The organism is Undibacterium sp. TJN25 (assembly GCF_049339885.1).
Lineage (GTDB): Bacteria > Pseudomonadota > Gammaproteobacteria > Burkholderiales > Burkholderiaceae_D > Undibacterium.
Map to the genome: position 1 here is coordinate 33,799 of NZ_JBMPPM010000013.1, position 24,962 is coordinate 58,760.

General features: G+C 58.9%; 26 protein-coding genes. 16 read left to right on the forward strand and 10 right to left on the reverse strand.

The genetic code is table 11. The features are described 5' to 3' along the window. Positions 1-63: 63 nt before the first annotated feature. From ACO0LO_RS25125 to ACO0LO_RS25140, 4 genes are all read right to left on the reverse strand, one after another. Positions 64-795: an ArsR/SmtB family transcription factor gene (locus tag ACO0LO_RS25125; RefSeq protein WP_422968583.1), complete on the reverse strand. Its 732-nt coding sequence runs from the start codon at positions 793-795 to the stop codon at positions 64-66. Then, positions 792-1,310 (reverse strand): VOC family protein, encoded by a 519-nt coding sequence (locus tag ACO0LO_RS25130; protein ID WP_422968585.1) that lies wholly within the window; start codon positions 1,308-1,310, stop codon positions 792-794. The genes ACO0LO_RS25125 and ACO0LO_RS25130 overlap by 4 nt, the downstream gene beginning before the upstream one ends. A 135-nt stretch (positions 1,311-1,445) precedes the next feature. After that, positions 1,446-2,048, reverse strand: a complete 603-nt coding sequence (locus tag ACO0LO_RS25135) for a GNAT family N-acetyltransferase (protein WP_422968586.1) — start codon at positions 2,046-2,048, stop codon at positions 1,446-1,448. A 32-nt stretch (positions 2,049-2,080) separates the two neighbouring features. Continuing rightward, on the reverse strand, positions 2,081-2,467 hold the full coding sequence (locus ACO0LO_RS25140; RefSeq protein ID WP_422968588.1) for a DUF2917 domain-containing protein: 387 nt from the start codon (positions 2,465-2,467) through the stop codon (positions 2,081-2,083). 181 nt (positions 2,468-2,648) lie between these two features. Here ACO0LO_RS25140 and ACO0LO_RS25145 point away from each other — a divergent pair, with 181 nt between their 5' ends. The 12 genes from ACO0LO_RS25145 (at position 2,649) to ACO0LO_RS25200 (ending at position 16,721) form a co-directional block, all read left to right on the forward strand. After that, positions 2,649-3,623 (forward strand): LysR substrate-binding domain-containing protein, encoded by a 975-nt coding sequence (locus ACO0LO_RS25145; protein WP_422968590.1) that lies wholly within the window; start codon positions 2,649-2,651, stop codon positions 3,621-3,623. Positions 3,624-3,677: 54 nt separating this feature from the next. Next, on the forward strand, positions 3,678-4,157 hold the full coding sequence (locus ACO0LO_RS25150; RefSeq protein WP_422968592.1) for a GNAT family N-acetyltransferase: 480 nt from the start codon (positions 3,678-3,680) through the stop codon (positions 4,155-4,157). A 26-nt stretch (positions 4,158-4,183) separates the two neighbouring features. Beyond that, on the forward strand, positions 4,184-4,567 hold the full coding sequence (locus ACO0LO_RS25155) for a glyoxalase superfamily protein (RefSeq protein ID WP_422968594.1): 384 nt from the start codon (positions 4,184-4,186) through the stop codon (positions 4,565-4,567). A gap of 133 nt (positions 4,568-4,700) precedes the next feature. Next, a complete protein-coding gene (locus tag ACO0LO_RS25160; protein WP_422968596.1) occupies positions 4,701-5,606 on the forward strand; it encodes an SDR family NAD(P)-dependent oxidoreductase in 906 nt (301 codons plus the stop codon). A gap of 275 nt (positions 5,607-5,881) precedes the next feature. Then, positions 5,882-6,826 carry a LysR substrate-binding domain-containing protein gene (locus tag ACO0LO_RS25165; protein WP_422968598.1) on the forward strand — a complete coding sequence of 315 codons (945 nt, stop codon included), beginning with the start codon at positions 5,882-5,884 and terminating at the stop codon, positions 6,824-6,826. 374 nt (positions 6,827-7,200) lie between these two features. Further along, complete coding sequence (locus ACO0LO_RS25170) at positions 7,201-7,662, forward strand: chemotaxis protein CheW (RefSeq protein ID WP_422968600.1); 462 nt, start codon at positions 7,201-7,203, stop codon at positions 7,660-7,662. Further along, entirely contained in the window at positions 7,659-9,176 is a 1,518-nt protein-coding gene (locus tag ACO0LO_RS25175) for a CheR family methyltransferase (RefSeq protein ID WP_422968602.1), read from the forward strand. Before ACO0LO_RS25170 ends, ACO0LO_RS25175 begins: the two co-directional genes overlap by 4 nt. After that, positions 9,176-9,778 (forward strand): chemotaxis protein CheW, encoded by a 603-nt coding sequence (locus ACO0LO_RS25180; protein ID WP_422968604.1) that lies wholly within the window; start codon positions 9,176-9,178, stop codon positions 9,776-9,778. Before ACO0LO_RS25175 ends, ACO0LO_RS25180 begins: the two co-directional genes overlap by 1 nt. Positions 9,779-9,780: 2 nt before the next feature. After that, positions 9,781-11,250, forward strand: coding sequence for a CHASE3 domain-containing protein (locus ACO0LO_RS25185; RefSeq protein WP_422968814.1), 1,470 nt, complete (start codon positions 9,781-9,783; stop codon positions 11,248-11,250). A 16-nt stretch (positions 11,251-11,266) separates the two neighbouring features. Further along, on the forward strand, positions 11,267-13,444 hold the full coding sequence (locus tag ACO0LO_RS25190; protein WP_422968606.1) for a hybrid sensor histidine kinase/response regulator: 2,178 nt from the start codon (positions 11,267-11,269) through the stop codon (positions 13,442-13,444). Continuing rightward, positions 13,441-14,529 (forward strand): chemotaxis-specific protein-glutamate methyltransferase CheB, encoded by a 1,089-nt coding sequence (cheB, locus tag ACO0LO_RS25195; RefSeq protein ID WP_422968608.1) that lies wholly within the window; start codon positions 13,441-13,443, stop codon positions 14,527-14,529. Before ACO0LO_RS25190 ends, cheB begins: the two co-directional genes overlap by 4 nt. Beyond that, positions 14,526-16,721 (forward strand): response regulator, encoded by a 2,196-nt coding sequence (locus ACO0LO_RS25200; RefSeq protein WP_422968610.1) that lies wholly within the window; start codon positions 14,526-14,528, stop codon positions 16,719-16,721. Before cheB ends, ACO0LO_RS25200 begins: the two co-directional genes overlap by 4 nt. Before the next feature lie 28 nt (positions 16,722-16,749). On the opposite strand, the gene ACO0LO_RS25205 is transcribed toward ACO0LO_RS25200, so the two are convergent. From ACO0LO_RS25205 to ugpB, 4 genes are all read right to left on the reverse strand, one after another. Next, on the reverse strand, positions 16,750-17,826 hold the full coding sequence (locus tag ACO0LO_RS25205; protein ID WP_422968612.1) for a sn-glycerol-3-phosphate import ATP-binding protein UgpC: 1,077 nt from the start codon (positions 17,824-17,826) through the stop codon (positions 16,750-16,752). Between the two features lie 41 nt (positions 17,827-17,867). Further along, positions 17,868-18,719, reverse strand: coding sequence for a sn-glycerol-3-phosphate ABC transporter permease UgpE (ugpE, locus tag ACO0LO_RS25210; protein WP_422968614.1), 852 nt, complete (start codon positions 18,717-18,719; stop codon positions 17,868-17,870). Between the two features lie 9 nt (positions 18,720-18,728). Beyond that, entirely contained in the window at positions 18,729-19,613 is an 885-nt protein-coding gene (ugpA, locus tag ACO0LO_RS25215; protein ID WP_422968616.1) for a sn-glycerol-3-phosphate ABC transporter permease UgpA, read from the reverse strand. A gap of 155 nt (positions 19,614-19,768) precedes the next feature. Next, complete coding sequence (ugpB, locus tag ACO0LO_RS25220; protein WP_422968618.1) at positions 19,769-21,088, reverse strand: sn-glycerol-3-phosphate ABC transporter substrate-binding protein UgpB; 1,320 nt, start codon at positions 21,086-21,088, stop codon at positions 19,769-19,771. A gap of 225 nt (positions 21,089-21,313) precedes the next feature. On the opposite strand from ugpB, the gene ubiA reads away from it, so the two are divergent. The 4 genes from ubiA (at position 21,314) to ACO0LO_RS25240 (ending at position 23,322) form a co-directional block, all read left to right on the forward strand. Beyond that, positions 21,314-22,195: a 4-hydroxybenzoate octaprenyltransferase gene (gene ubiA / locus ACO0LO_RS25225; protein WP_422968620.1), complete on the forward strand. Its 882-nt coding sequence runs from the start codon at positions 21,314-21,316 to the stop codon at positions 22,193-22,195. Between the two features lie 69 nt (positions 22,196-22,264). After that, positions 22,265-22,576, forward strand: coding sequence for a DUF883 family protein (locus ACO0LO_RS25230; protein ID WP_422968622.1), 312 nt, complete (start codon positions 22,265-22,267; stop codon positions 22,574-22,576). 4 nt (positions 22,577-22,580) lie between these two features. Continuing rightward, positions 22,581-22,973 (forward strand): phage holin family protein, encoded by a 393-nt coding sequence (locus ACO0LO_RS25235; protein WP_422968623.1) that lies wholly within the window; start codon positions 22,581-22,583, stop codon positions 22,971-22,973. Positions 22,974-22,992: 19 nt separating this feature from the next. Further along, on the forward strand, positions 22,993-23,322 hold the full coding sequence (locus ACO0LO_RS25240) for a YqjK family protein (protein ID WP_422968625.1): 330 nt from the start codon (positions 22,993-22,995) through the stop codon (positions 23,320-23,322). Between the two features lie 33 nt (positions 23,323-23,355). Here ACO0LO_RS25240 and proC read toward each other — a convergent pair whose 3' ends face one another. Together proC and ACO0LO_RS25250 are read right to left on the reverse strand one after the other, a co-directional pair. Further along, positions 23,356-24,180: a pyrroline-5-carboxylate reductase gene (gene proC, locus ACO0LO_RS25245; protein WP_422968627.1), complete on the reverse strand. Its 825-nt coding sequence runs from the start codon at positions 24,178-24,180 to the stop codon at positions 23,356-23,358. After that, complete coding sequence (locus tag ACO0LO_RS25250) at positions 24,170-24,880, reverse strand: YggS family pyridoxal phosphate-dependent enzyme (RefSeq protein WP_422968629.1); 711 nt, start codon at positions 24,878-24,880, stop codon at positions 24,170-24,172. Before ACO0LO_RS25250 ends, proC begins: the two co-directional genes overlap by 11 nt. Positions 24,881-24,962: the final 82 nt, after the last annotated feature.

Here is a 24,962-nt window from a genome sequence, read left to right on the forward strand (position 1 = left end):
TTTCAGGCTTGGGAGCCTACCGGGTACAGGCAGTTCAACAGCTTATGGTGCAGCACGGACGGATCAACGTATGGCGAGAGCCAGCGGCTTCACCAGCCTGGCTTGTCCTTCCGCAGTCACTTCCAGCGCCCTGGTGTCTCCATTGCGCTTCAGCCAGCCCTGCTCAATGAAGGCATCCAGCATGGCGACCGCCAGCGGTCCGGCGAAATGGTCGCGCCGTTCGGACCAGTCTACACAGCCATAAAGCGCCCTGGCGCCGGACAGGCTTTGCACAATATGGGCAGGCAGGCCCAGCGTGCTTAATCCGGCAATGCCGGCAGGGGTCAGGTTATAGCCATGCTCATCGCCTTCGCCGGTGCTTACCCAGCCCTGCTGCACAAAGCTTTGGCACAGCAAAACGCCTAATTCCCCGGCAAGATGCCCGTAGCAACTGCGCGCATGGCGCAGGCCGTGCATGGCCGGCGCCTGCCAGCGCCGGGTTTCCGGCAATGCGCCGTCGGCCACCCGCAACAATGCTTCCAGCGCATGCGCAACATTGCCGTCGGCCAGCATGAAGTAGCGGTGGCGTCCCTGGGAACGCACCTTGGCCAGCCGCTCGTCCACCAGCAGCTTCAGGTGCTGCGATGCCGTCGGCGGCGTGACCCCGGCATGGATCGCCAGGTCCTTGGCCGTGTAGAAACGGCCGTCCAGCAGCCGCGACAACATCAGCGCTCGCGTAGGGTCGCCGATGGCCGCCGCCACGCGCGAAAAGCGCGGCTGCGCAGTTGCATTTACGGCAGGTCGGGAAACGCTCATGTCGGCAGCCTTTCAGAAAACAGGTCGGGGCGGTATAGCCCAAGCTCATTATACTGCGCCAGCTCTATGCAATTTCCTTCCGGATCGCGGATCAATACGATCGCCAGGCCGGACCGTATCGTCGTAATGCCGCCCATCGCCGTGGCGCCGAGCGTGACGGCCCGCTCCAACGCCGCTGCGATGTCTGCAACGATGAAAGTGATGAACATGGCATTCGCTTCTTTCAGTATATTGGCCGACGGTCGAGAGCGGCCTGCATGTGCTGCTGGAGCTGCGCCATCCGCAGCAAGCAGCTTCAGGCGCTCGCCGAACGGTGCCTGCAGCCTTGCCACCCGATAACCGGAATCGCTGAAGAACTGTGCGCCAGGGACATCGCCCGCTACGGAGATAAGGCTGACAGCCTTGAATGAAAATGCCGATATATAGAAACCGCTCAGTGCATCAATATCGATGCAGCAAAGCCCGGTTTCCATCGGCGCGGCCAGCACCGTTTGAGCTTGAGTAGAGAAGGACACGGCGCACACTCCTTGTTTGCAGTAAGTATGCACAGAGTATAGGTGCGCCTGAGATGCAGATGCTTCGTTCCGGAACGAACTGTCGCAGCACTCAATATTCAATAGGCAGGAAAAAGACGAAGTCCCTGTAAGGACTTAAGCGGCAGGCGCCAGTTTCAGCCAGTCGGCACATTTCCACGGGTAGATTTCCAACGATTTCCATGTCGTGCGCAGATAACCGCCATCGCCGTGCATGCCAATGTTGAAACCCAGTTTATTCAGCAAACGCTGCATGCCGGTGTTTTCAGCCAGCACGTCGCCATAGATTTTCTCAATCCCGGCAGTGCTGGCGATACAAATCAGGTTTTTGATGAGGCGGGAGGCAATTCCCTGCTGTTGCCACGCATCGGCAACCACGACCGCATATTCGGCCTGGCCGGATTGCATCTCCACGACATAATTTGCCATGCCGACAAGAATTTCTTCGCCGCCCGTTTCTACAAAGGCCAGCAACGTGACTTCGCTTTCGGGATAGGCATGCGTGAAACGCGCCGTCATTTCATCGGACAAGGCCTGGATGGGGAAGAAAAACCGGTAGTAGCGGCTTTTCAAGGACAGACTGCTCACCAGCGCCTGGATTGCAGGGCCATCATCCAGGCGCGCCGCGCGCAGGTATATCGCGGGCTTGCCTTGTCCGATCTCCTGCTCAACGACTGCCTGCGGAGCGGGTGTTGCGACGGGCTGCGGTGCTGGGTTCATGATGGGCCTCCTGGCGCGGGGTCAAAATCGACTTATGCAAGCGCAGAACATGGCTGGGCGGCGGCTTCGCGCCGTATTTCGCTGTGCAGCAAGGTAGCGCCCGACCTGTTGCCAGCAATCGCCTCAGCGGGGCGCAGCCGTATATAGGCGTCAGACAGACCCGAGATGATCACATCCTTACCTTCCTGCAGATCAACCGCCTCGCCGGATTCCAGCACGATATCGTCCGGATCGCCGTCGCGCGTGATCCACACGGTGCCGCACAAGGCCCTCACGGTCACCAGGGGCAGGTGCGGCAGGTGAATATTCTGGTGCTTGCCAACACGTATGTTTTTTGCCAGACGCTGCAGGCGGGCAGCCGTGTCTTCAGTGCGGGAATGGCTGATGCTGTTCAATAATTGCTTGACGATGGTGTGCATGATGGGCTCCTTGACTTCTTACTTTTGCTGCAACAGCAAATGGCCGTTGCGCACGTTTGAATTATGGTCTTCATGCAGATGAAAGATAATCGGCTAAAACGGAATATAATTGTTTCTGCACATGCACAATCCTGATCTGGAAGCCCTATCCGGGCTTTCAGATCAGCCTCCCCGGGAGAAGATGATGGAACAACTGGCCGAAATGATGGTGTTTGCCAAAGTGGTGGAAATGAAAAGTTTTTCCGCAGCCGCAAATGCCCTGAATACCTCCAAATCATTGATCAGCAAGCAGGTCAGTAGCCTGGAAAGTACGTTGGGCGTCCGCCTGCTGAACCGGACCACGCGCAGCATGAGCCTGACCGAGATCGGCAGCGCCTATTACCAGCACTGCTTCCGTATCGCGCACGAGATAGAGGCGGCGCGGGCTACCGCGTCGCAATTGCAGACCGCGCCGCGCGGCATACTGAAACTGAGCGCGCCGGTGGTGTTCGCCGCGCTGCACCTGGCCGGCGCAATAGACGCCTTCCTGAAAAAATTCCCTGACGTGGAAATCGAACTCGACACCAGCGACCGGATTGTGGACATCGTTGACGAAGGATATGACTTGGCGATACGCATCACCAACAATCCCGGCCAAACCACGGTGTCACGCAAGATACTGGACTTGCATTGGGCGACCTGCGCATCTCCCGAATACCTGAAAAGATACGGCATTCCCGAGTCGCCGCATGACCTGCTGCAGCACAACTGCCTGGTGAACCAGAATCTGCCGCATGGCAAAGGCTGGAGCTTCACTGTCGACGGCAAGGACATAGCGATGCCGGTCAAGGGCAATTGCAAAGTCAACAGCACCGAGGTAATGCACCAGCTGGCGCTGGCCGGCGTGGGCGTGGGTGTTTTCCCCACTTATATCGTCGGCACCAATATTCAGCAAGGCCGCCTGAACAGGGTGCTGTGCGACTATACCGCGTCGCCCGGCTTTGGGCTGTATGCGACCTATATGCCGAACCGTTACATGCAGACCAAGGTGCGCTCCTTCATCGACCACCTGATCGCCTATTTTGGCATCGAACCATCATGGGACCACGACGTCATACTGCCCTGCACTGCCAGCGTACCGGCCAAGAAAAACCGCGCCGCCGCAGTGCCGGCCTGAACTGCTCTATACATAGGCAGCTCCAACCAATTTGTTGAACAAGGAAACAAACGCATGCTGGAAATTATCGACGCCGACCTGGACAATCCGCAACATGGGGAGGCGTTCGTCCACCTGCTCAACGAATATGCATGCGACCCGATGGGCGGCGGCGAAGAACTGCCTGCGTATGCAAAGGCCAATCTGGTCAGAGAGATACGCAAGCGCAGCACGATACGCGTCGTTCTGGCGCTGGCGGATGGCAAGCCGGCAGGTTTCAGCACGGTCATAGAAGGTTTTTCCACCTTTGCCTGCAAACCGCTGCTGAACATTCACGACATCGCCGTCGGCAAGAACTTCCGCGGCCAGGGTATTGCAAAAAAACTGCTGGAACACATAGAGAAGCTGGCGCAACAAGCCGGCTGCTGCAAGATCACGCTGGAAGTCCTGCAAGGCAATGAGCGTGCGTACGCGCTGTACAAGGCATCCGGCTTTGCGGCTTACGAGCTGGACCCTGCAATGGGCGGCGCCGTCATGATGCAGAAAAAGCTGTAGCCAATTTCAACAGGGACCATTCTGCTATGAGCCTGGGGAAAACCGTACCCATCCTGCGCGTCTTCGATGAAGCAAAAGCGAAAGAATTTTACCTCGACTTTCTCGGCTTCCGGCTGGACTGGGAGCACAGGTTTGAAGACGGCCTGCCTCTGTATATGCAGGTGTCCAGGGATGAATGCGTGCTGCACCTGTCGGAGCATTTCGGCGACGGCAGCCCCGGCGTGCATCTGCGCATAGCGATCAACGGAATAGGCGCAATAGACACTTACCAGCAGCAATTGCTGGCAAAACAGTTCAAGCACAGCCGGCCAGGCATAGAAAAAAAGCCTTGGGGCACGCGGGAAATGCAGATCGCCGATCCCTTCGGCAACAGGCTCAGCTTCCATGCCGATGACGAACCTGACGCCTGACAGCGGCGTCAGCAGCCTGCGTTTCCTCCATACGACGTCCAGCCCATACCCGTTTGCGTAAGCCTATCCTTTGTAGCCCAGAAACATCTACAATAGGGTTCCTTCATTTCCATACCCATTTCAGGAAAAATTTATGAGCATCGATTTCAAAGGCCGCGTGGCTATCGTAACTGGCGCCGGCGGCGGCCTGGGCCGTGAGCATGCGCTGGCGCTGGCCAAGCGCGGCGCACGCGTGGTGGTCAACGACCTTGGCGGTGCCAGGGACGGTTCCGGCGGCTCTTCCGCAGCAGCGCTGGCGGTGGTGGAAGAAATCCGCCAGGCCGGCGGCGAAGCCATCGCCAACGGCGCTTCCGTCACTGACTTTGCAGCGGTGCAGGCAATGGTCAACCAGGCCATGGAAACCTGGGGCCGTGTGGATATCCTCGTCAACAATGCCGGCATCCTGCGCGACAAGAGCTTTGCGAAAATGGAGATCGATGACTTCAAACTGGTGATGGACGTGCACCTGATGGGTGCCGTCAACTGCTGCAAGGCGGTATGGCCCATCATGACGGCACAGGGCTATGGCCGCGTAGTGATGACGACGTCTTCTTCCGGCCTGTACGGCAATTTCGGCCAGTCCAATTACGGCGCGGCAAAGATGGCGCTGGTCGGCCTGATGCAGACCTTGTCGATAGAAGGCGCCAAATACAATATCCGCGTCAACAGCCTGGCGCCTACTGCCGCTACGCGGATGACGGAAAGCCTGTTCCCCGAAACCATGCTGAAGGCATTGCAGGCTTCCGACGTGGTGCCCGCCATGCTGGTGCTGGCGGCGGAAGATGCGCCTACCCGCACGATACTGTGCGCCGGCGCCGGCAGTTTTGAAGCAGCTCATATCACGCTGACGCAAGGCATCTGGGTAGGCCGCGGTGACGACGCACCCGAACTGCTGGCCGAACGCCTGGCCGAAGTCCGCAACCGCGACGGCGAGACCGTGCCGGAAAGCGGCACCGCGCAAGGCCATACCGAACTTACGAAGGCGATGGCTCATCAATAAGCACTAAGCCTGCCGTCTTTTATCCGGTACCGGAAAGCCGCTGTCCCAGCGGCTTTTTTTATTTCCGGGGCGGGCCGACGCCTATGTCAGCCTGCAGCAGTGCACCATTTATTCAAATGCTATCGCCGGACTTGGACTGTGCAGGCAAAAAGCTTATTTTTATGACACAATTAAATGACCAGATGGTAAATTGCATATAGTTTTGCACATTGTTTTTTACGCGGGAGCAAATAAAATATGCTGTATCCGAAGGCGCACTGTGCGAAGATAACGACATGACTCTCACAGAATTAAAATACATCGTTGCTGTCGCGCGGCAAAAACATTTCGGCCACGCGGCTGAAGCGTGTTTTGTTGCACAGCCTACGCTGTCCGTTGCGATCAAGAAACTGGAAGACGAACTTGGCGTCACCATTTTCGAGCGCGGCGGCCTGGAAGTGTCGATGACCCCGCTGGGCGCGCAGATCGTCGCACAAGCAGAGCGCGTGCTGGAACAGACTGCCGCCATCAAGGAAATTGCCAAGCAAAACAAGGATCCGCTGGCCGGTCCTTTCCGACTTGGCGTGATCTACACAGTCGGCCCCTACCTGCTGCCGACGCTGGTCAAGAGCATGATAGAGCGCGTGCCGCAAATGCCGCTGGTGCTGCAGGAAAACTTCACGGTCAAGCTGATGGAGCTGCTGCGCCAGGGCGAACTGGACGCCGCCATCATGGCGCTGCCGCTGCCGGACCAGGGATTGATGGTGCAGCCTCTGTACGACGAACCCTTTGTCGTTGCGCTGCCGAAAGACCATGCATGGGCAGAACGCGAAAACGTGTCAGCCGAAGAATTGAAATCCGAAACCATGCTGCTACTCGGCAATGGCCATTGCTTCCGTGACCAGGTGCTGGAAGTCTGCCCGGAAATGTCTCGCTTCTCCACCGCAGGCGATGGCATCGCCCGCACCTTTGAAGGTTCCTCGCTGGAAACCATACGCCACATGGTGGCCTCCGGCATAGGCATTACCGTCTTGCCGATAGCCTCGGTACCCGATATGGGCGCCAAGGACGGCATGCTGCGTTACCTGCCCTTCAGTTCGCCGGCGCCGGATCGCCGTGTAGTGATTGCCTGGCGCAAGAGCTTTACCCGCCAGGCCGCAATTGAAGCGATACGCCAGGCGGTGATGTCCTGCGACTTGCCTGGAGTCACCATACTGGACGAAGCGCCGATGGTGCAATAAGCGTCGTGCAATGAGCGCCATTTTCTCCATATCCCTGTAGCTCTCGGCCCTTCTTCATGCAGTGCAGCAATCATAAAGCGCATTTCTCTCCGATCAATTGCATTGAAGGCAATTGACAAAACAAACACTCCGTGCCACTCTGATAGCATACTGCCGGTGGCCGGAGCAGCACTCCATAGCCAGTGACTAAGCCAAGCCGAACCCTGGACTAATTTAAGCCTGCGCTGCACGCCGGTATCAAGAGGCCGGTATCGAGAGGCTGGGAACAAGCGGCCGGGAATTCAGGAAACACCGAAATATTGTGGGCATGAATCTCGTGCCTCCGCTGCAATATGCAGCACCTCATACTGAGGCAAGACATGGGCAGAGAAGATATGACAGCTGCTTCGTTTCTGATATGCCGCGACGACCGGCGGCTGTGCGCCTTTGCGCTGGCCGATGTAGCGGAGACCATGCGCCCCCTGCCTCTGCAAACCGTACATGGCATGCCGCCGTTCCTGCTGGGAGTGGCACTGATTCGGGGCGCCATGCTGCCGGTGGTCAGCCTGGCAAGGCTGCTGGGCAATGCCGATCCGGTCGACGCTCCGCATTTCCGTTATGTCACGCTGAAACTGGGGCAACGGCAACTCGCCGTCGCCGTGCAGGAAGTATTGGGCGTACGCCAGCTTGGCAGCACAATGCTGGCAGACATGCCTTCGCTGCTGCGCGAAGCCGGCGCGGACACGATCAGCGCCATCAGCACGCTGGATGCCGAGCTGCTCCTGGTGCTGAAGGGTGCGCACATGATTGCAGACGACATCTGGCTGGCGCTGGAACAAGAGGCCATTCCAGTATGACGCCGCTGCCCAGCTCCCAGGAAATATTGCGCTTTCGCCTGCTGATCGCGCAGTTGCTTGGCCTCAATATCGACGAACTACGGCTGTCCCGCATGGATGAGCTGTTGCGCCGCCGCGCGCACGCCCACCACAGCGATGCTACGCATTATCTGGACGGGCTCGCCGCCGGCCAGACACAAGCCGGGGAACTGGCGTTGCTGACACAGGAACTGACGGTGACGGAGACCTACTTCTTCCGCAACCCCGACCAATTTGCGGCATTGACCGACATGGCGTTGCCCGCGCGGCTGCAGGCATTTCCCGGCAGGCGGCAAGTCAATATCCTGTCCGCGGGCTGCGCATCCGGCGAAGAAGCCTATTCAATTGCCATTGCATTACGCGAGTATTTCCCGCATGCAGCGCAGCACGTCACGATCACGGCCATTGACTTCAATCCGGAGATGCTGGAAAAAGCGCAGCGCGCGCAGTATTCCAGCTGGTCGCTGCGGGACATGGCGCCGGCCAGGCAAGGCCGCTGGTTCAGCAATCGCGGCAATAGCTACACGCTGGCCGCCGAAGCGCGCCAGATGGTGAAATTCGAGCGGCGCAACCTGGCGCTGGACGATGCGGAATTCTGGCAGGAAGGCCGCTTCGACATCGTCTTTTGCCGCAACGTGCTGATGTATTTCACACGAGATCAGGCTCAGGCGGCCATGCGCCGTATTGCCCTATCGATCGCCGCCGACGGTTACCTGTTCATGGGGCATGCAGAAACCCTGCGCGGCCTATCGAACGATTTTCATCTGTGCCACACGCACGATACTTTCTATTACCAGCGCAAGGATGCGCGGCCGTCCGATGATGCAACACCGGACGGCATGCGGCCGGGGCAGCACTGGCAAGAGGTACCCGTCTCGGGAGACACCAGCTGGATCGCCACCATCAAGGCAGCAAGCGAGCGCATCCGCGCCATCACGGCATCTCCGCCGGAAAAAGCAAGGCCCTCCACTGCCAACGCAGCCCCCGTCCGCAGTGCACCCAACCTGGATCCGGCAATGGAATACCTGCACAAGGAAAGGTTCGACCGCGTACTTGAACAGATAGGGACTTTGCCCGAAGAGCATGCGCGCGATACCGATGTGCTGCTGCTCAAGGCAGTATCCCTTTGCCATAGCGGCGCCTCTGCGGCCGCCGAGGAAACCTGCCAGGAACTGCTGGGCCATGACGAACTGAACGCCGGCGCGCACTATGTGCTGGCGCTATGCAAGGAAAGTGCGGGCGACATTTCTGCCGCCATGGAACAGGACCAGATGGCTGCCTATCTGGATCCCGGATTTGCAATGCCGCGCCTGCACATGGGCCTGCTGTCCCACCGCAAGGGTGACCAGGCCGCCGCCGCATCTGCGCTGGCGCAGGCGCTGCCACTGTTGCAGCAGGAGGATCCGTCGCGCATCCTGCTATTTGGCGGCGGCTTCAAGCGTGAGGCACTGGTCGCGTTATGCCGCGCACAGCTCAATGCGGTAGGGGTGCGCTGATGGACAAGACTTCCACACTCAACATCGGCACCAGCATCGGCGCCGTAGCGGACGAGCTCTCGGAAAGTAGCCTGCAGTTGCTGCAAGAATTGCGGTCGAATTTCGATTCGGCATTTAGCCGCGAGCCGCCGCCAGGCAACGGGCGCCCGGAAAATTTCCTGGCGCTGAAAGTGGCCGGGGATGCCTATGCATTGCGTGTATCGCAGATCAGCGGCCTGTATGCAGGCCGCACGATCACGATGCTGCCTTCGCCCTTGCCTGAACTGATCGGTATCTCCGGATTCCGCGCCCAGGTGACGCCAGTGTATGACCTGGCCAGCCTGCTGGGATATCCGCGCGCCTCGGCGACCAGATGGATTGCCGTGCTGCGCCACGACGCGCCGGTCGCCGTTGCATTTGAAGAATTCGACGCGCACCTGAGTGTGACGCCCAGCCAGATCACGGCTTCAGATTTCAGTTCAGCGCGGGGACGGGATGGCAGCTCGCGCCTGCGCAATGCGATACAGGCTGAAGGCGCCATTCTGCCCATCATCGATTTGCAATCGTTAATCAAAGACATACAACAGCGGGTGGATGCCACCCGCACTATCAAGGAGCGATAGTGATGAACTTCAATTGGACTTTCGGCAGGAAAATAGCGGCTGGTTTCATTGTCTCCTCAGCGTTGCTGGTAGGCATAGGAACGGTATCCTACCTGAGCATCAACAAGCTGATCGTCACCAATTTCTGGGTGGCCCATACGCATAAGGTACTGGAAGAAATTGCCAATCTGTCCGCCAGCCTGCAAGAAGCTGAAACCGGCTTCAGGGGCTATGCACTGACCGGAAATACCTCTTTCCTTGAGCCGTACGAGGCCTCGCGCGAAGAATTTCCCAGGTTGCTGAAAGGCTTGAAGGAACTGACCTCTGATAATCCCGACCAGCAAAAACTGCTGGACCAAGTGTTTGTGATGGCAAATGATAAATTTGCAAATCAAAAAGAAAATATCAGCGCCATCGAGAATGGGCATACTGATGTTGCCGTCAAAAATATCAGCACCGGCGGCGGCAAGAAAATGATGGATGCCCTGCGCCGCATGTTTACCCAGATGGAAACCAATGAAAACGTGCTGCTGAAAAAACGGAATGAAGAAGCCGAAGCCACGATCAGCAACGCCCAGATCACTATCATCTACGGCACACTGATTTGCCTGGTGTTTGTGACGATCGCCGGTTATCTGATCACGCGCGCACTCAGCAACCAGATCGGCGCCGCCGTAGGCCATGTACAGAGTTCTTCAGCGGAACTGCAGGCGGCAGCGAGCCAGCAGGCTTCCGGCGCCAAGGAGCAGGCGACCGCAATGAGCGAAATCAGCACAACCATCAGCGAACTGGTCGCGACATCACGCCAGATCGCAGAAAGCGCGCAGCGCGTTGCGGTGATTGCGGAACAAAATGCGGCAGCCGCCCGGAACGGCGACATCAAGGTAGACAATGGACAGGATTCGATGTCTGCCATCCGCCGGCAGGTTGACCTGGTGGTCAGCCACATGCTGGACCTGGGCCGCAAATCGCAGGAAATAGGCGCGGTGCTGGACATCGTATCCGAACTGGCCGAACAGACCAATATCCTGGCCATCAATGCAACGATAGAAGCTGTGGGCGCGGGCGAAGCCGGCAAGCGTTTTGCCGTCGTGGCGGATGAAATCCGCAAGCTGGCCGACCGGGTTTCCAATTCCACCAAGGAAATCCGTGGCCAGATCGATGACGTCAGGAGCGCCGTCAATACGACCGTGATGGCCACCGAGAGCAGCGCCAAGGCCGTCGATGCCGGCGCCAAGCAGTTTGCCGAAATCGCGCTGGCATTCAAGCAGATAGGCAACCTGGTGGGAACAACCACCGAAGCCGCACGGGAAATCGAACTTTCCACCAAGCAGCAGGCGACCGCGGCGGAACAGGTCAGGCTGGCGGTGACCGATATCTCGCAGGCTACGCGCGAATCGGAGGCCAGTTCCAGCCAGACGCTGCAAACGGCATCGCAACTGGCCAGCCTGTCAAGCGACCTGCGCCGCATGATAGAGGCGCAAACCCACTAGGCAGCCTGCAAAAACCATGGCAAAAGATCCTTACCGCTATTTCAGGATAGAAGCGCGAGAATTGCTGGACCAGCTGGGCGCCGGCGTGCTCGACCTGGAGAAATCCGGCAGCCCTGAAAAAGTATCAGGCCTGCTGAGGCTGGCGCATACGCTGAAAGGCGCTGCCCACGTGGTCAGGCAGGCGGAGATTGCGAATCTGGCCCATCAGCTGGAGGAAGCGCTGGCACCCTACAGGCAGGACACCGCAGCCCTGCCGCGCGCACTTTTCGACGGCATGCTAAACGACATCGACCGGATTTCCGCACTGGTCGCCAGTCTGCCGGATTCAGATGCCGCAACCATGACGGCACTCGCGGCATCCACCGCATCCACCATCGACAATAGCACGCAAAAACCGCCGTCCGGCCAACCACAAAATGCCAGCCCACCCAATGCGGCGCCGCAATACGATGCTACGGCAAGCCAGGCAGTGCTGCGGATGGCGCGCACCGACGTCAGCGTGGTTGATACGCTGCTGGAAGGGCTGGCCGAAGTCAGCGGTGAACTCGGCAACATGAAACGCTTGAATGCCTCGGTCAGCCATATCCGGGAATTGTTCGGCGCCTTTTCCACCCAGCTTGCAACACAAAGCTGGCGGGAAGCCCAAGGAGGCAGCCATCCATCATCCTTCAACAAGGTAGGCGGACTGGTGGAAAGCCTGCGCGGCTTGATCGTAGCGGCAGAACGCAATATCGCCGCCAGCACCGAAAGCATGGAACGTGAATTGCGCCAGGTGCATGACGTCGCCGAAAGGCTGAGGCTGATACCGGTAGCCAGTATCTTCAACACACTGGAACGCACTGCCAGGGACGCCGCCAACAGCGTCGAAAAACAACTGGGCTTTGAAGCAGCAGGCGGTGATATCCGTCTCGACGGACAGGTACTGGAGGTAGTGCAGAATGCGCTGGTGCAGGTTATCCGCAATGCGGTCGCGCATGGCATAGAAACACCCCGGGAACGGATGGCAGCCCTTAAAGCCGCAACGGGCAAGATCACGCTGGAGGTAACGCGGCGCGGCGGCCATGTGTCGTTTCGCTGCGCTGACGATGGCCGCGGCATCGACGCCGATGCGGTACGCCGTGCCATCCTGCGCAAGGAGATGGCAACCGGCACCGTAACCGACAAGACCGAGAAAGAAATAGAAAGCTTCAGCACGCAGGAGTTACTGGGCATCCTGACAAGGGGCGGCGTCAGCACTGCAAAAACCGTTACCGAACTGGCGGGCCGCGGCGTGGGCCTGGATCTGGTCCGTACCTCGGTACAGCATCTGGGAGGTGAACTGATTGCCAGCACGGAGCCGGGCAACGGCACTGCAATCGAACTGCTGGTGCCGGTATCGCTGGCCTCGTTGCAGGCGCTGATGGTGGAGTCGGCCGGCCAGCTGCTGGCGATACCGCTGGATGCGGTGCAAAGCACTTTGCGCGTGACCGGCAGCGATATCGTACATGCCGAACAAGGCCGGCAGATCATGGTCGGCGGCACGCTGGTTCCGTTGATGACCTTGGCGCTGAGGGAGCGCGTGGCATCTTTCCGCGCAGCCGCCTCGGGAATCCTGTCCGTGGTGGTGGTGAAAACTTCATCGGGAGCGATCGCGCTCGCCGTTGACAAACTGCATGGCACCGAATCCATCGTACTGCGCTCGTTGCCTTCAATGGCCCCCGCCCACGCGATGATTTCGGCCAGCTTTCTGGACCATGAAGGAAATCCGCAACTGGTGCTGGATCCTGAAATGCTAGGGGCCTCCCGGCAGCATGAAACGCAGGACTCGGTAAGCGCAGCAAAAGCGGATCTGCCGATATTGATTATCGACGACTCGCTGACCACGCGCATGCTGGAAAGCAGCATACTGGAAGCGGCCGGCTTCCGCGTAGCGCTGGCGGCATCCGCTGAAGAGGGGTTGGTCATGGCGCGCCGCGACCGCTACGCACTGTTCCTGGTCGATCTGGAAATGCCGGGCATGAATGGTTTTGAATTCATCGAGCAGACACGGGCCGATCCTGTATTGCGCAATACCCATTGCATCCTGGTCACATCACGCGATGCGGACGAAGACAAGCAGCGCGCCAACGAGGCCGGCGCCAGCGCCTATATCGTCAAGGGCGAATTCAACCAGGTCGCCTTCCTGCAAAAAATCAAGCAACTGGTACAAGCATGAAAAAATTACGCGTCCTGGTGGTGGAAGATTCGATGACCGTGCGCAAGCGCCTGGTCGAAGTGCTGAATGACGATCCTTCGATGGAGGTCATTGCCGAAGCAGAAGATGGCAAGCGCGCGATTGCCCTGTGCCATGAACTACGGCCCGATGTCATCACGCTCGACATGATGCTGCCGGTCATGAGCGGACTGGCCGCCACCGAATACATCATGGCGCACTGCCCGACGCCTATCCTGGTAGTGTCGTCATCGACCAATCGCGGAGAACTGTTCAAGACGTATGAAGCGCTGGCAGCCGGCGCAGTGGAGGTCATGGAAAAACCACGTGCGGATGATGTCGCGGGCGACTGGGAGCGGCGTTTCATCAGCAACGTCAGGCTGGTATCCCGAGTAAAAGTCATTACGCATCTGCGAGCCAGGCTGGCATCGGTAACTGCACCGTTCTTGAACAGCATTTCGCGCGACGACGGCCACCACGGACAAAACGCAGCACCGGAGCCGGAGCGCCCCTGCGACCTGATCGCAATAGGCGCCTCCACCGGCGGCCCCAAGGCCGTTGTGCAGATATTGCAAGCGCTGCCGGCGGATTTTCATATTCCGGTGCTGATCGTGGTGCACATAGGCGAACCCTTTGGCGTCGCATTTGCCGACTGGCTGGACGGCCAGAGCAAAAGCCGCGTAAAAATCGCGGTGCATGGCCAGGCCCTGACGCGCGGCGTATTCATGGCGCCGCCGGCCAGGCACATGATCGTGGCGCACAATAAAATCATGCTGACGGATGGACCCGAGCGGCACTCCTGCAAACCGTCGGTAGACGTATTGTTTGAATCGCTGGCGATGGAATATGCGGGAAACCTGACCGCCGCTTTGCTAACGGGCATGGGCAGCGATGGTGCGCGCGGACTACTGGCGATACGCCGTGCAGGCGGTATGACGATTGCGCAGGACGAGGCTACTTCCGTCGTCTACGGCATGCCGCGCGAAGCGGTGCAGCTGGGCGCGGCACAGCATATACTGCCGCTGAATGATATCGGGCCTGCGCTGGTGAAACTGGCCCAGGGTAGAAAATTGCCGGGAGCGATATGAGCATGACGGTTCCTACCATCCTTATCGTGGACGACAGCCTGACGGTACGGGCTGATCTGGAAGAAGCGTTTTCGGACAAGGAATTCCATGTGGAGTTATGTGCGAGCGCCGCGCAAGCGCGTGCCTTGCTGGCAAGGGCCATGCCGGATCTGGCGATACTGGATGTGATCCTGCCGGACGGCGACGGTACCGATCTGCTCAGGGAGATTCGCGCCACCGAAGCAGGCGCGCAATTGCCGGTGCTGATGCTGTCCACCGAAGCCGAGGTCAAGGACAGGATACGCGGTCTGACACTGGGTGCGAACGATTACGTAGGCAAGCCCTACGATAGGGATTATCTGGTGGCGCGCGCCAGCGAACTGCTGGGCCGCGGCCAGTTGTCGGCTGCGGAACAAAAAGTATCGGTACTGATCATCGACGACAGCATCACCTTCCGCGAAAGGCTGGCCGAGGAGCTGCGCGGCGCGGGGTATGAGGTCATCAGCGTATCGACCGGCGAGGAAGGCCTGCGCCGCGCGGCCGCCAATCGGCCGTCGGTGGTCATCACTGACGGCGTGCTGCCTGGCATAGACGGCCCCACCGTGGTGCGCAAGCTGAGGCTGGATGCGGCATTGCGGAAGATACCCTGCATCCTGCTGACCGGCTCAGACGACCGGATTGCTGAACTGCATGCGCTCGATTCCGGCGCAGACGCGTTTGTGCGCAAGAATGAAGATTTCGGCATGATGCTGGCGCGGGTGGCTGCCGTGCTGCGCGGGGCGGCCGGCGCAGCATTTGAAAAGCAGACCGAAAGTCTGCTGGGCGCAAAAAAAATACTGGCCGTGGACGACAGCCCAACCTACCTGGATGAGCTGGGCTCCACACTGCGCGGCGAAGGCTACGACGTGATACTGGCCCGTTCCGGCGAAGAGGCGCTGGAAATGGTGGCGGTGCAGGCGATAGACTGCATCCTGCTGGACCGGCTGATGCCCGGCCTGGGCGGCACCGAAACCTGCCGGCGCATCAAGGCTTCCGCGCCGCTGTCCGACATTCCCATCATCATGCTGACCGCAACCGAAGACCAGGACTCGATGATAGAAGGCCTGAGCAGCGGCGCCGACGACTACGTGCTGAAGTCAAATGAGGTGGAAGTGCTGAAGGCCAGGGTGCGGGTGCAACTGCGCCGCAAGCAGTCGGAAGACCAGAACCGGCGCATACGCAAGGAATTGCTGAGCAAGGAGCTGGAAGCAGCCGATTCCCGCGCCTCCAAGGAACTGGCCGATAGCCGGGCCGAACTGCTGGCGATACTGGAACAGAAAAACGTGGATCTCGCCCACGCCAACGACGAATTGCATGGACATCAGCGCCAGATCGCCGAAAAGAACCGGCAGCTGGAGCTGGCGAGCCATTTGAAATCCGAGTTCCTGGCCAATATGTCGCATGAGCTGCGCACACCACTTAATGCCATCATCGGTTTCTCGGAATTGTTGAAAGACGGCCTGCAAGGCGCGCTGAATGATCCGCAAAAATCCAGCGTGACCGAGATTTACCAGGGCGGCACGCATCTGCTGTCGCTGATCAACGATGTGCTGGATTTATCCAAGGTGGAAGCAGGCCAGATGACGCTGGATCTGGAGGCGATCAGCGTCGCATCGACCTTGCAATCCAGCCTCAGCATCGTCAAGGAAAAAGCCCACCACCGCGGCATACAGCTGAAGCTGCACGTATCGGACGAACTGAATCAGCCGGATGCCCCGGCCGTCTATGCCGACATCCGCAAGCTGAAACAGATCATCTACAACCTGCTGTCGAACGCCGTCAAATTTACCGCCGAACGCGGCCACATCCTGATCGCTGCAAGCATCGTCAAACGCGAGCAGGTAACAGCGGAGCATCTCGCGCCGGCGGACACTCAGCCCAGTCTGCAGGTACGCCTGCTGCCGCTGCCCGACAACGACTATACCGATTTCCTGGAAATCAGCGTTACCGACAACGGCAAGGGAATCGCAGCGCCGGACCTGCTGGAATTGTTCCAGCCCTTCGTGCAGCTGGAATCGCCGCTCACCAAGAGGCATGAAGGCACCGGTCTCGGGCTGGCGCTGATCAAGCGGCTGGCAGAGCTGCATGGCGGCACGGTAGCGGTAGCCAGCGCGCCGGAGCAAGGTTCCCGCTTCGCAATGTGGCTGCCCATGCGTACCAGCGGGGCTAAATAGCTGTTGCGCAGTTACACGGTTACAGCAGCTACAGCCGAAGTGTCGTCACCGGGTCAAACCAGTGTACGGTTTCAGGCGCAAACCCTGCAGTTGTGCGCTGTCCGGCTTGTACGGCAGTGCCGGTAGGCGTGCGTATCACCAGTTGCTGCCCACCGCATAGTCCGTGCACCAGCAGGTCGGCACCCAGCGCTTCCACCATTTCCACTTCCAGCGGCAATCCCGGCATGCCGAGGAACAAGTGCTCGGGACGCACGCCCAGCACCAGCTCGCGGCCGGCAACTTTATCGGCATCCGCCTTCAGCAAAGGCAAGGCGACGCCGGTGTCGCCGATCTGTATCTGCCGCCCATCTTCACTGAGGCTGCCGCGCAGCAGGTTCATCGGCGGCGAACCGATAAAGCTGGCCACAAACGTCGTCGCCGGCGTGCCGTAAACTTCCGCCGGCGTGCCTATCTGCTCGGCACGGCCGCCGTTCATGACGATCATGCGCTGTCCCAGCGTCATCGCTTCCACCTGGTCATGCGTCACGTACAGGCTGGTCGTTCCCAGTGTGCGGTGCATCTTCTGGATTTCCAGCCGCATCTGCACCCGCAGCTTGGCGTCCAGGTTGGACAGCGGCTCATCAAACAGGAATACCGCAGGTTCGCGCACGATTGCGCGCCCCATCGCCACCCGCTGACGCTGGCCGCCGGACAACTGGCGCGGCGTCCTCTGCAGCAGCTCGCCCAGCTCCAGTATCTTCGCCGCTTTCTGCACCCGCGTTTCGATATCGGCCTTGGAAAAGCCGCGTATCTTCAGGCCGTAGGCCATGTTCTGGTACACCGTCATGTGCGGATACAGCGCATAGTTCTGGAATACCATCGCGATGTCCCTGTCCTTGGGCTCCAGCTCATTGACGACCCTGTCGCCGATGACGATATCGCCGGAAGTAACTTCTTCCAGGCCTGCCACCATGCGCAGCAGCGTGGACTTGCCGCAGCCGGAAGGCCCCACCAGGACAATGAACTCGCCATGCTCGATATCGATGGAAATACCATGAATGACGGCAACCGCCTTGTCGCCCTTGCCGTAGGTTTTTTTAACGTCTTTTAAGTGGACTTGCGCCATAAATCTATCTTCAATTGTTATTGCCAACGGGTTCCAAGCATTTACTTCTCTGAATCTACCAGTCCCTTTACAAACCATCGCTGCATGACAACCACCACCAGGGCCGGCGGCAGCATGGCCAGCAGCAGCGTCGCCATCACCATATTCCATTCCACCGCGGCATCGCCGCCGGCGATCATACGCCGGATGCCGACGCCTATCGGATACATGCTTTGTTCTGTGGAAATCAGCAGAGGCCACAGGTACTGGTTCCAGCCGTAGATAAACATGATGACGAACAATGCAATCACATTGGTGCGCGACAGCGGCCACAGCACATCCTTGAAGAAACGCAGCGGGCCCGCGCCGTCTATGCGGGCGGCTTCCGCCAGTTCATCGGGCACCGTCAGGAAGAACTGCCGAAACAGGAAGGTGGCCGTGGCCGATGCAATCAGCGGCACCGTGAGGCCCGCATAGGTATTCAGCATGCCGAGGTCGGACACCACCTTGTAGGTCGGCGTAATCCTCACCTCGACCGGCAGCATCAACGTCAGGAAGATCATCCAGAAAAACAGACCGCGCGCGGGAAAGCGGAAATACACCATCGCAAACGCCGACAGCATGGAGATACTGATCTTGCCCACGGCGACGATCATCGCCGATACCAGGCTGACCCACAGCATCCTGGCGACCGGACCGGCGCTGACATTGCCGGAGGCGCCGGTACCCAGCACCGCCGACAGGTTATGCCACAGCTGGTCGCCGGGAATCAGCGACAGCGGCGCCAGTGCCGCCTGCTCTGCCGTCTGCGAGCTGGCAACGAAGGCAATATAAATGGGAAAGGCGACAATCGCCACGCCCAGTATCAATACCAGGTGGCTGATGAGATCCAGTACAGGGCGCCGTTCAATCATTGCTTGCTCTCATGAATACTGCACTTTCTTTTCTACATATTTGAACTGGATGACGGTCAGCACGATGACGATGCTCATCAGTATCACCGATTGCGCAGCGGCGCTGCCGAGGTCGCCGCCCTTGAAGCCGTCATTGAAGACCTTGAACACCAGGATCTCGGTATCCTTGCCCGGTCCGCCTTGCGTGGTGGCTTCCACGATGGCGAAGGTATCGAAGAATGCATAGACGATATTGACGACCAGCAGGAAGAACGAGGTCGGCGACAGCAGCGGGAAAACGATGGTGGCGAAACGCCGCACCGGCCCGGCGCCGTCTATCGCCGCCGCTTCGATCAGGGATTTGGGGATGGCCTGCAAGCCGGCCAGGAAGAACAGGAAGTTGTAGCTGATCTGCTTCCATACCGCCGCCAGCACAATCAGTATCATCGCGTGCCGTCCATTGAGCAGGCTGTTCCACTCGATGCCGAAATGGCGCAAGGCATGCGCGGCAACACCGAGCGTGGGGTTCAGCAAAAACATCCACAATACGCCCACCACCACCGGCGACACCGCATAAGGCAGGATCAGGAAGGTTTTATACACCGCCGCCCCACGCACCACCCTGTCTGCAAATACGGCAAAAATGAGCGAGATACCCAGTCCCAGCACAGCCACCAGCACGGAAAACAGTGCAGTAGTCTGGAAAGACTCCAGATAACTCGGGTCACCGAACAGCGCCTTGAAATTATCCAGCCAGACAAACTCGGTGGACATGCCAAAGGCATCCTGCAGCAGCACCGACTGATACAAAGCCTGCCCGGCCGGCCAGAAAAAAAACACCACAGTCACAATAATTTGTGGCGCCACCAGCAGATACGGCAACCAGGCAGAACGAAAACGAGCACGTTTTTCCAAGCGAAAACCTTAAAATTTTTGATTAAAACGGGAGCCAAGGAAGCGGTCAGAAACCGTAGCGAGCAGTTTGAGTTTGCGCCGAGAAGCACAGCCGTACTCAGGTACGGCGAGCATCACAGGCACAAAATCAGATTGCGCAGTAGGTTTATGGCTGCTTACTTGTTGGCTTTTTCGAACTTTTCCAGGATCTCATTGCCGCGGGCGACTGCCGCATCCAGCGCTTCCTTGGCCGTCTTCTTGCCGGCCCATACCGCTTCCAGCTCTTCATCCATCACGGTACGGATCTGCGCAAAATTGCCAAGGCGCACACCGCGCGACTTGTCGGTGGTCTTGACGATCATCTGCTGGACCGCAATACCGGGACCGGGATTTTTGTCATAGAAGCCGGATTTCTTGGTCAGCTCATACGCGGCAATAGTGATCGGCAGGTAGCCGGTTTCCTGGTGCCATTTAGCCTGCACTTCGGGCTGCGACAGGAATTTGTAGAACTTGGCTACACCCTTGTATTCCTCGTTCTTTTTGCCGCTCATGGTCCATAGCGAAGCGCCGCCGATGATGGTGTTTTGCGGCGCGCCGGCGACGTCCGAATAATACGGCAGCGGTGCCACGGCGAATTTGAACTTGGCGTTTTTGGCGATATTGCCGTAAGCAGAGCTGGATGAAGTGAGCATGCCGCATTCGCCGGAATAGAATTTTGCTTCCGGTTCATTCTTGCGGCCGGCATACGTGAAGTAACCCTGCTTGGCCCAGTTGGCCAGGTTTTCTATATGCTTGACCTGCAAGGGGCCGTTGAACTTGAGCCGCGCATCCAGGCCGCCGAAACCATTGGCCTTGGACGCAAATTCCACGTTATGCCACGCAGAAAAGCTTTCCAGGTGTACCCAGGTTTGCCAGCCGGTCGTATAGCCGCACTTCTCTCCGCCGGCCTTCAGCCTTGCCGCAGCGGCAACTACTTCCTGCCACGTGGCAGGCGCCTTGTTCGGATCCATGCCGGCTTTGGCAAACATGTCTTTGTTATAGTAAAACACCGTGGTGGAGCTATTGAACGGGAAAGACACCAGTTCGCCTTTGGGCGTCGCATAATAACCGGCGACGGCAGGGATATAGACGCTGGCGTCAAACTTCTCGCCGGCGATCTTCATCACCTCGGACACAGGCTTGATGGCGCCCTTGGAATACATCATGGTCGCAGTGCCCACTTCGAACACCTGCAGGATATTGGGCGCATTGCCGGCGCGGTAGGCGGCAATCGCACCGGCCATTGCCTCGTCGTAGCTGCCCTTGTAGACCGGCACCACCTTATAGTCGGGCTGGCTCTTGTTGAACTGGTCGGCCAACGCGTTGACGCGGTCGCCCAGCGCGCCGGTCATCGAATGCCACCAGCTGATTTCCGTTACCGCGTAGGCCGACGTTGCCGTCATTGACAGTGCCAGCATGGCGCCGGCGGCAGCCAAGGTCTTGAGTGTGAATTTCATTGCGTGTCCCCGAAATGGTGGCGGCTACTTGCTGTTATTGGATAATCTGCCAACGACGACAAAATGCTGCTTATTTTATGTATATATTGTGACAACCGCGCTACGATAGCATTACATCAAACCGGTGTGTACGGATAGCACTTATAATTCCTCTTTGCGACGCACAATCACAACACTGGCCGCTTTTTTGCGGTATTGCCTTTACACGGCTGAGCCGTCCACATTATGTCTTCAATCTCAAGCATCTCCTTTTCCACCCGGCTTCTTTATTATTTCAAACTGGTCCGTCTGGACAAGCCCATTGGCATATTGCTGCTGCTGTGGCCGACGCTGACGGCGCTGTGGATGGCATCCGCCGGCCGGCCGGACTGGCGCCTGGTTGCCATTTTTACTGTCGGTACGGTGCTGATGCGCTCCGCCGGCTGCGCCATGAACGACTATGCCGACCGGGATTTCGACAAGCACGTCAAGCGCACTGCCGAGCGCCCGCTGACCAGCGGAAAAATCGCCGGCTGGGAAGCCGTCATGGTGGCTGTCGTGCTGACGCTGATTTCCTTCCTGCTGATCCTGCCGCTGAATACGCTGACTAAACAGCTGTCGGTGCTGGCCGTGCTGATCGCCGGCAGCTACCCTTATTTCAAGCGTTTTTTTGCAATACCGCAGGCCTATCTCGGCATCGCCTTCGGCTTTGGCATCCCCATGGGCTTTGCCGCGGTGCAGGGCCAGGTGCCGGCGGCGGCGTGGATATTACTGATTGCAAATATCTTCTGGGCAGTAGCCTATGACACCGAATATGCAATGGTGGATCGGGACGACGACCTGAAAATCGGCATCCGCACATCCGCCATCACCTTCGGCCGCTACGATGTGCTGGCCATCATGCTGTGCTACGCCGCCAGCTTTGCGCTGATCTTCGCGGTAGGCTGGCAAATGGGCCTGCGCCTGTGGTTCGCCGCCGGCATGGTGGCGGCATGCGCTTTCGCCGTCTATCACTACACACTGATACGCGGGCGCGACCGCATGCGCTGCTTTGCCGCCTTCCGCCATAACAATTGGCTGGGAGCAGCGATTTTTGCTGGCATCGCCGTTGACTATGCGCTAAAGTAAGCAAGGCGAATTGCACATTTAATAATCCGCTGTTTCTGTTCTGCGTACCCCCTATTGAAAGGACACACCATGAGTTCCACAGATAGCGCCAAAGACAAACTGATGAGCGACCTGAATCAGATCATCAAGGATGCGGAATCCTTGCTGCAAAATTCGGAGCAGCAGACCGGCGAGGGATTCAAGGCGGCCAAGGCAAAGTTCGAGGCAACGCTGAAAAAAACCAAGGATGAGATCGTCCGCGTCGAGGAAGCGGTGGTCGCCAGGACCAAAGAAGCGGCCCAGGCAACCGATGACTACGTCAAGGAAAACCCCTGGCAGACGGCCGGTGTCGCTGCCGGCATAGGCTTGCTGATCGGTCTGCTGATAGGTCGCAACAAATAAGCGCATGGCCATCGTTGCATCGCTGGCGCGGCTGGCAGCCACACTGCTGGATATCCTGCACACCCGGCTGGAACTGGTTTCAGTTGAGGTAGAAGAAGAACTGGCGCGCTATGCCGGCTACTTCGTGCTGGTGCTGGCGGCCATGTTCTGCGCCGGCATTGCGGTGCTGCTGTGTATTCTGCTGGTCATTGCCTTCTTCTGGGACAGCTACCGCTTCCAGGTGCTGCTGGCGCTGATCCTGCTGTTTGCCGCTTCCGCGGCAGGCCTGGGCCTGTGGTTGCGCCACGCGCTACGCAGCAAGCCCCGGATGTTTGCGCATACGCTGGCAGAGCTCGGCAAGGACCGCTCGGCGCTGCAAGCGGAAAGCACCTCCACCGCGTCATCCGCGGCGGATTAGAAGCGTATTGGAAATTTATATGGCCCAATCCTCGCTCCCCCATAAGCTGCAGCAACGACGTCAGGCGTTGCTGGACAAGAGCGAGCAGCAACGCAATGCGTTCGCAGTGCAGGCGGCGCAGGCCAGGCAGTCGCTGACGCTTGCCGATGCTGGCCTGCGCATCGTCGCCAAGCTCAAACAGCATCCTTTGTTAGTCGCGGGCGTCGTAGCCGCAGCGGTCATTGTCAAACCGCGCAGGCTGTTCTCCATTTTCAACAAGGGATTGATCGCCTGGCGCATCTGGCAGGGCTTGCGGCCCCAGGATAAAGCCGGCACAGATGCAGCGCCGCGGCAGGCCGAAGCGAAGTAGTGCCACGAAAACCTGCTCCAGCCCCACTCCCGATTACTGCTGTCCGAACTCATCCCCCAGCTCTTTGCCGCGCGCCGCGGCGGCCTTGATGGCCTGCACGATTGCCGCTTTGACGCCGCTGGATTCCAGGCTGGTCAGCGCGGCATACGTCGTGCCGCCCTTGGAGGTCACTTTCTCACGCAAGACCGATACCTGGTCCGCCGATTGCGCGGCCAGTTCGGCGGCGCCGGTAAAGGTGGCGATTGCCAGTTGCGTGCCCTGCTCCGCATTCAGCCCCAGTTCGGCGGCCGCCTGCTGCATCGCTTCAATGAAATAAAACACGTAGGCCGGGCCGCTGCCGGACACTGCCGTGACGGAATCGATCAGTGCTTCGTCGTCCAGCCACACCGTGGCGCCGACCGCGCGCATGATATTGTCTGCGGCCTGGCGCTGCTCTGCGCTGACGCCGGCCATCGCCACCATGCCCGTCACGCCCTTGCTAATTAACGCGGGCGTATTCGGCATGCTGCGCACGATGGCATCATAGCCGCCCAGCCAGCGCGAAATGTCCTCAGCCCGGATACCGGCAGCGATCGACAGCAGCAGCTGACCGGACAGATGGGGACGCAGCTGAGTGACCACGTCGCGCAACTGCTGCGGCTTCACCGCCAGGATGATGACATCGCAGGGCGCCAGCGCACCGTCTATCGCCAGTGCGGTGTTCACGCCGAACTGCGCTTCCATCCTGGTCAATGAATCCTGGTTCAGGTCGATGACGTGGATATTGTTCGGGCTGGTCAGCTTTACTGCCAGGCCGCCCACCAGCGCGGTGGCCATATTGCCGCCGCCGATGAAACCTATTTTCAATTCATTTTGCATAAGACCTCTTTCCAAAAATCGCAGTTCCTATCCTGACCATGGTGCTGCCTTCGGCGATGGCTACCGGCATGTCGGCGCTCATGCCCATGGACAGCGTATCGAGCGCAATGCCGTGCGACTGTATCGCGTCCTTCAGTTCCCTCAATTGCCGGAATGCGGCGTGTTGTTCCGCAACATCGTCGGTGTGCTCGGGCACTGCCATCAGGCCGCGTAGCCGCACACCGGGCAGGCCCGCGATTTTCCTGGCAAGTTCAACCGCCTCCGCAGGAGTGGCGCCGCTCTTGCTGGCTTCGCCGCTAATGTTTATTTGCAAACATATGTTCAGCGGCGGCAATCCGGCGGGGCGCTGTTCTGATAATCTTACTGCAATTTTTTCCCTGTCCACCGAGTGCACCCAGGCGAAATTCTCGGCAATAGGACGGGTCTTGTTGCTCTGTATAGGCCCGATAAAATGCCATTCCAGCGCCAGTTCCGGGGCGGAAGCGTGCACTGCTGCCATTTTGTCGGCGGCCTCCTGCAGGTAGTTCTCGCCAAAGGCGCGCTGCCCGGCCTTGGCGGCTTCCAGCACCTGCTCCGGGCTGCAGGTCTTGGATACGGCCAGCAAGCTCACCTCGGCGGGCTCGCGGCCCGCTTCGCGGCAGGCGGCGAATAAGGCAGCCTGTACAGTTTGCAAGTTGTCAGATATTGAGATTGAGGACATAATCAGGTTACTTCCAGTACATTATTTTGGCGGGGGGCTGTTGTGCTTGGAGCGGGATCGGCGCGGTCTGGCCGGCATCCTG

Excerpts from the sequence above, each read along its gene's own strand:
- ACO0LO_RS25250 (WP_422968629.1), bottom strand. The coding sequence starts at position 24,880 with ATGTCCTCAATCTCAATATCTGACAACTTGCAAACTGTACAGGCTGCC.
- ACO0LO_RS25150 (WP_422968592.1), top strand. The coding sequence starts at position 3,678 with ATGCTGGAAATTATCGACGCCGACCTGGACAATCCGCAACATGGGGAG.
- ubiA (WP_422968620.1), top strand. The coding sequence starts at position 21,314 with ATGTCTTCAATCTCAAGCATCTCCTTTTCCACCCGGCTTCTTTATTAT.
- ACO0LO_RS25180 (WP_422968604.1), top strand. The coding sequence starts at position 9,176 with ATGGACAAGACTTCCACACTCAACATCGGCACCAGCATCGGCGCCGTA.
- ACO0LO_RS25230 (WP_422968622.1), top strand. The coding sequence starts at position 22,265 with ATGAGTTCCACAGATAGCGCCAAAGACAAACTGATGAGCGACCTGAAT.
- ACO0LO_RS25135 (WP_422968586.1), bottom strand. The coding sequence starts at position 2,048 with ATGAACCCAGCACCGCAGCCCGTCGCAACACCCGCTCCGCAGGCAGTC.
- ACO0LO_RS25170 (WP_422968600.1), top strand. The coding sequence starts at position 7,201 with ATGACAGCTGCTTCGTTTCTGATATGCCGCGACGACCGGCGGCTGTGC.
- ACO0LO_RS25200 (WP_422968610.1), top strand. The coding sequence starts at position 14,526 with ATGAGCATGACGGTTCCTACCATCCTTATCGTGGACGACAGCCTGACG.
- ACO0LO_RS25205 (WP_422968612.1), bottom strand. The coding sequence starts at position 17,826 with ATGGCGCAAGTCCACTTAAAAGACGTTAAAAAAACCTACGGCAAGGGC.
- ugpE (WP_422968614.1), bottom strand. The coding sequence starts at position 18,719 with ATGATTGAACGGCGCCCTGTACTGGATCTCATCAGCCACCTGGTATTG.
- ugpB (WP_422968618.1), bottom strand. The coding sequence starts at position 21,088 with ATGAAATTCACACTCAAGACCTTGGCTGCCGCCGGCGCCATGCTGGCA.
- ACO0LO_RS25165 (WP_422968598.1), top strand. The coding sequence starts at position 5,882 with ATGACTCTCACAGAATTAAAATACATCGTTGCTGTCGCGCGGCAAAAA.
- ACO0LO_RS25145 (WP_422968590.1), top strand. The coding sequence starts at position 2,649 with ATGATGGAACAACTGGCCGAAATGATGGTGTTTGCCAAAGTGGTGGAA.
- ACO0LO_RS25235 (WP_422968623.1), top strand. The coding sequence starts at position 22,581 with ATGGCCATCGTTGCATCGCTGGCGCGGCTGGCAGCCACACTGCTGGAT.
- ACO0LO_RS25240 (WP_422968625.1), top strand. The coding sequence starts at position 22,993 with ATGGCCCAATCCTCGCTCCCCCATAAGCTGCAGCAACGACGTCAGGCG.
- ACO0LO_RS25155 (WP_422968594.1), top strand. The coding sequence starts at position 4,184 with ATGAGCCTGGGGAAAACCGTACCCATCCTGCGCGTCTTCGATGAAGCA.
- ACO0LO_RS25140 (WP_422968588.1), bottom strand. The coding sequence starts at position 2,467 with ATGCACACCATCGTCAAGCAATTATTGAACAGCATCAGCCATTCCCGC.
- ACO0LO_RS25185 (WP_422968814.1), top strand. The coding sequence starts at position 9,781 with ATGAACTTCAATTGGACTTTCGGCAGGAAAATAGCGGCTGGTTTCATT.
- ACO0LO_RS25125 (WP_422968583.1), bottom strand. The coding sequence starts at position 795 with ATGAGCGTTTCCCGACCTGCCGTAAATGCAACTGCGCAGCCGCGCTTT.
- proC (WP_422968627.1), bottom strand. The coding sequence starts at position 24,180 with ATGCAAAATGAATTGAAAATAGGTTTCATCGGCGGCGGCAATATGGCC.
- ACO0LO_RS25175 (WP_422968602.1), top strand. The coding sequence starts at position 7,659 with ATGACGCCGCTGCCCAGCTCCCAGGAAATATTGCGCTTTCGCCTGCTG.
- ACO0LO_RS25160 (WP_422968596.1), top strand. The coding sequence starts at position 4,701 with ATGAGCATCGATTTCAAAGGCCGCGTGGCTATCGTAACTGGCGCCGGC.
- cheB (WP_422968608.1), top strand. The coding sequence starts at position 13,441 with ATGAAAAAATTACGCGTCCTGGTGGTGGAAGATTCGATGACCGTGCGC.
- ACO0LO_RS25190 (WP_422968606.1), top strand. The coding sequence starts at position 11,267 with ATGGCAAAAGATCCTTACCGCTATTTCAGGATAGAAGCGCGAGAATTG.